This window comes from Mycolicibacterium arseniciresistens, assembly GCF_030519285.1.
In the GTDB taxonomy this organism is placed as follows: Bacteria; Actinomycetota; Actinomycetes; order Mycobacteriales; family Mycobacteriaceae; genus Mycobacterium; species Mycobacterium arseniciresistens.
In genome coordinates this window covers 1-4,643 of sequence record NZ_JAUMSQ010000426.1, presented here as the reverse complement: position 1 = coordinate 4,643, position 4,643 = coordinate 1, and the positions used below count along the sequence as shown (strand labels likewise).

General features: G+C 71.1%; 5 protein-coding genes. 2 read left to right on the top strand and 3 right to left on the bottom strand.

What is annotated here, in order from left to right:
* Both nadB and nadA read right to left on the bottom strand, forming a co-directional pair.
* A partial coding sequence (gene nadB, locus Q2100_RS29785; protein WP_407667719.1) for an L-aspartate oxidase occupies positions 1-1,206 on the bottom strand: 1,206 nt, incomplete at its 3' end.
* Positions 1,203-2,228, bottom strand: coding sequence for a quinolinate synthase NadA (gene nadA / locus Q2100_RS29780; RefSeq protein ID WP_302916917.1), 1,026 nt, complete (start codon positions 2,226-2,228; stop codon positions 1,203-1,205). The genes nadB and nadA, both read right to left, overlap by 4 nt.
* A gap of 73 nt (positions 2,229-2,301) precedes the next feature.
* Between nadA and Q2100_RS29775 the strand changes: the two genes are divergently transcribed.
* Both Q2100_RS29775 and Q2100_RS29770 read left to right on the top strand, forming a co-directional pair.
* A complete protein-coding gene (locus tag Q2100_RS29775; protein WP_302916918.1) occupies positions 2,302-2,967 on the top strand; it encodes an NUDIX hydrolase in 666 nt (221 codons plus the stop codon).
* 42 nt (positions 2,968-3,009) lie between these two features.
* Complete coding sequence (locus Q2100_RS29770; RefSeq protein ID WP_264013554.1) at positions 3,010-4,362, top strand: lipase family protein; 1,353 nt, start codon at positions 3,010-3,012, stop codon at positions 4,360-4,362.
* On the opposite strand, the gene Q2100_RS29765 is transcribed toward Q2100_RS29770, so the two are convergent.
* Positions 4,298-4,643: DUF2567 domain-containing protein (locus tag Q2100_RS29765; RefSeq protein WP_302916916.1), on the bottom strand; the 346-nt coding region annotated here is incomplete at its 5' end. The two genes, Q2100_RS29770 and Q2100_RS29765, sit on opposite strands and share 65 nt — an antisense overlap.

Genomic DNA, 4,643 nt, shown 5'->3' with positions numbered 1-4,643 from the left:
CAGGCTGTTGGATGCCAACCGGTTCGCGCCGTGCATGCCGGTGCGGGCCACCTCGCCCGCCGCGAACAGGCCGGGCAGCGAGGTGCGGCCTGCGACGTCGGTGATCACGCCGCCACAGCTGTAGTGCGCGCCCGGCACGACCGGGATCGGCTCGCGGACGGGGTCGACGCCTGCCGCGTGGCAAGCCGCGGTGACGGTCGGGAACCTGCGCTCGAAGTCGTCGATGCGCCGGGCGTCGAGGAACACGCAGGGGTCACCGGTCTGCCGCAGCCGGTCGTCGATCGCCGCGGCGACCACGTCGCGCGGCGCGAGGTCACCCATCGGGTGCACTCCCGCGGTCACCGGCGCTCCGCTCCCGTCGACGAGGTTCGCACCCTCACCCCGGATCGCCTCGGTGACCAGCGGGCGGCGGCCGCCACCGGGTCCGGTGTACAGCATGGTCGGGTGGAACTGGATGAACTCGACGTCGCTCACCGCGACGCCCGCCTCCAGTGCCAGCGCGACACCGTCACCCGTCGACCCCTCCGGATTGGTGGTGGCCGAGTAGAGCTGGCCCAGTCCGCCGGTCGCCAGGATCACCGTCGGGGCGTGCACCACGCCGAGGCCGTCGGCGTTGAGCACCAGCAGGCCCGTCACGGCGGCGCCGTCGTGCAGCACCTGCAGCGCGACGTGGTCACGCCGGATGTCGAGGCGGGCCGCCGCCCGGTCGAGCGCACGCTGCACCTCGGCGCCGGTGGCGTCGCCGCCCGCGTGGATGATGCGGCGCCGGGTGTGGCCGCCCTCGCGGGTCAATGCCCAACGCCCGCTTGCACTCTCGTCGAAGCGGGCGCCATCGTCGACGAGGTCGGCCACGGCACGGTAGCCGTCGGCGACGATCGACCTGACCGCGTCGGGGTCACACAGGCCACCGCCGGCGGCCAGCGTGTCGGCGACGTGGGCGGTCACCGAGTCGTCGGTGTCGGCCAGGCCGTCCGGCAGCACCACCGCGATGCCACCCTGGGCGTAGAAGGTGGCCGTCACCCCTTCGGACTCCGAGGCCTTGCTGAGCACGAGCACCCTGCTGCCGCGGCGCTGCGCGGTGAGCGCGGCGACGAGTCCCGCCACCCCGGTGCCGACCACCACGACGTCGGCGCGGACCTGCCACATGCCGCCGCCGCACGCGGTGACACGCTCCTCGCGCAAGCGCTCGTCGGCCGGAGGCGTCATTCCCCGCCGCCGGGCTGACCGATCTCGATCATCCGCTGCACGCTGCGCCGGGCCAGCCGGGCGGTCTCGGGATCGACGTCGACGACATCGGTGCCGTGCGTCAGGCTGCGCAGCAGCGCACCGGCGGTGATCATCTTCATGTACTTGCACGACGCCCGGTCGTTGACGGCCTGGAAGTCGATCTCCGGTGCGGCACGGCGCAACTGGTGCAGCATGCCGACCTCGGTGGCCACCAGCACCTGGCGTGCCTTGGACTCGCGGGCGGCGTCGAGCATGCCACCGGTGGACAGGATCTTCACCCGGTCGGCCGGGAACGACCCTTCGCCCGCGAGATAGAGAGCCGATGTGGCGCAACCGCATTCGGGGTGGACGAACAGCTCCGCATCGGGGTGCGTGCGGGCCTGCTCGGCCAGCTCGTCACCGTTGATGCCGGCGTGCACGTGGCATTCGCCGGCCCACACGTGCAGGTTCGTCCTGCCGGTGACGCGCCGGACGTGGGCGCCCAGGAACTGGTCCGGCAGGAACAGCACCTCGCGGTCCTCCGGGATGGAGGCCACCACCTCGACGGCGTTGGACGACGTGCAGCAGATGTCGGTCAGCGCCTTCACCGCGGCGGTGGTGTTGACGTAGGACACCACCACGGCGTCGGGGTGCTCGGCCTTCCACTCCCGCAGATCGTCGGCGGTGATGGAGTCGGCCAGCGAGCAGCCCGCCCGCTGGTCCGGGATGAGCACCGTCTTCTGCGGCGAGAGAATCTTGGCGGTCTCGGCCATGAAGTGCACGCCGCAGAACACGATCGTGTCCTCGGGCGCCTCCGCGGCGATCCGCGACAGCGCGAGCGAGTCACCCACGTGGTCGGCGACGTCCTGGATCTCGGGCAGCTGGTAGTTGTGCGCCAGCACGGTGGCGCCGCGCTGGCGGGCCAGCCGCCGGATCTCGGCCGCCCACTCCTCGGTGGGTACGACGTCGTCTGCCAAGCTTCCGGAGTGGCCTCCTGCGAACGTCCGGTCCAGAACCGTCACGGTCGCCTCCTTCGTTCGGTGAGGTTTTCGACTTATGATCGAAAACATGCCCAATCGTAGCACTGCCCACGAGGTGCTCGCCGTCGTGTTCCAGGTTCGTGGGCTCGACACCCGCCAACCCGCCCTTCACGTGCTGTTATGGCAGCGGGCGCTGGCCCCCGAACGCGGCAGGTGGTCACTGCCGGGCGGGCGGCTCGGCGACGACGAGGATCTGATCAGCTCGGTGCGTCGCCAGCTCGCCGAGAAGGTCGACCTGCGTGAACTCGCTCACCTCGAACAACTGGCCGTGTTCTCCGACCCATCCCGGGTGCCCGGAACCCGCACCATCGCCTCCACCTTCCTCGGCCTGGTGCCCTCCCCCGCCACGCCGGCCCTGCCCGCCGACACGCGCTGGCACCCGGTCAGCGCGCTGCCGGAGATGGCGTTCGACCACGGCCCGATGGTGCAGCACGCCCATGCCCGGCTGGCGGCCAAACTCTCCTACACCAACATCGGATTCGCGTTGTCTCCCAAAGAGTTCGCGTTGTCGACGCTGCGCGACATCTATGGCGCCGCACTGGGCTACCAGGTCGACGCCACCAATCTGCAGCGGGTGCTGGAACGGCGCCAGGTGATCAGCCGCACCGGCACCACCGCACGCTCGGGCAAGAGCGGCGGCCGGCCGCCGGCGCTGTTCCGGTTCGCCGAGTCGCGCTACCGCGTCACCGACGAGTTCGCCGCGTTGCGGCCGCCCGGGTGAGTCGGCTGGCTTCTTAACGACCTCTTAAGGGATAGTGGCCGGATGGACTTGGGCAATGCGGCACGAGACACCGGCGCCGAGTGGATCGGCCAGCCGCTGCACGAGGACGTCGTGCCCCGGACCCGACCGGTCCTCCCGAGCAGGGATCCCTTCTACCAGCCGCCGGCCGGATACGAACACGCCCGGCCAGGCACCGTGCTGCGGTCGCGCGACGTCGAGCTGGCGTTCCTCGGCCTCGTCCCGCAGAAGTTCACCGCGACCCAGCTGCTGTACCGCACCACGTCCATGAACGGCGAGCCGCAGGCCGGCGTCACCACCGTCGTGGTGCCCACGCAGCGCGACACCACGCGGCCCTGTCCGGTGATGTCCTACCAGTGCGCCATCGACGCGGTGGCCGGGCGCTGCTTCCCGTCCTATGCGTTGCGGCGCGGCGCCAAGGCCATCGGCGCCCTGGCGCAGCTCGAATTCCTTCTCATCGCCGCGGCGCTGGCCGAGGGCTGGGCGGTGTCCGTGCCGGACCACGAGGGCGCCGACGGCTTCTGGGGCACTCCGTACGAGCCGGGTTACCACATCCTCGACGGGGTGCGGGCCGCGCAGAACTGCGAGCGCCTCGGCCTCGCGGCCAACGCGCCGGTCGGCCTGTGGGGATACTCCGGCGGCGGCCTGGCCACCGCATGGGCGGCCGAGGTGTGCGGGGAGTACGCGCCCGAACTCGACGTGGTGGGGGCCGTCCTCGGCTCGCCGGTCGCCGACCTCGGCCACGCGTTCCGCAGGCTCAACGGCAGCTTCTTCTCCGGGCTGCCCGCGATGGTGGTGGCGGCGCTGACGCACACCTTCCCCGAACTCGACGAGGTGATCCAGAAGCACGCCACCGAAGAGGGCAAGGCGATGCTGCTGCGGATCGAGAAGATGACGACCGCACACGCCGTGCTGCGCTGGATCGGCATGGACATGGGCAACTTCGTCGACGCGCCGCTCGAGCAGATCCTGCAGACGCCGCAGGTGCAGGCCGTGTTCGACCGCATCAAGCTCGGCACCGCCGTGCCGACCCCGCCGGTGCTGATCGTGCAGGCGGTGCACGACCGGATCGTGTCGGTCGACGACATCGACGTCCTGATCGAGTCCTACTGCAGCGGCGGCGCCCACGTCACCTACCACCGGGACATGTTCAGCGAGCACATGCTGCTGCACCCGATGTCGGCGCCGATGACGCTGCGCTGGCTGCGCGACCGGTTCGCCGGCCGCCCGCTGAGCGCCCACATGACACGGACCAAGTGGCCGACGTTGTTGAACCCGTCGACCTACCGCGGCATGCTGCGGCTCGGCGTGATCAGCGCGAAGGTGATTGCGGGCCGACGGGTTGAGCGTCGTCCGCTGTCCCAGTTCGATCAGTAGGCGGTCGATCAGTAGCAGGTCGAGCAGTAGTCGGCCGCCGGGCGTCCTGCGGCGGCCATCCGCCCAGGTCATCGCGCGCGGTGGACACCGCGGTCAGCGCGTACACCAGCGCCGCGACGGCGGCAGGGAACAGGATCGTCACCAACACCTGCAGCGGCGAGTGACCGAAGAACACCGCGGGCGCCTCGGTCACGTAGTGCACCCGGTGCTCAGGTGACACCGGGGCGGCGGCGACGTCGACCGTGCCGTAGCGCAGCCGCGCGATTCCGGCGCCGACAGCC

Bases quoted from the DNA above. Each gene is read 5' to 3' on its own strand.
- Q2100_RS29770 (WP_264013554.1), top strand. From the start codon at position 3,010: ATGGACTTGGGCAATGCGGCACGAGACACCGGCGCCGAGTGGATCGGC.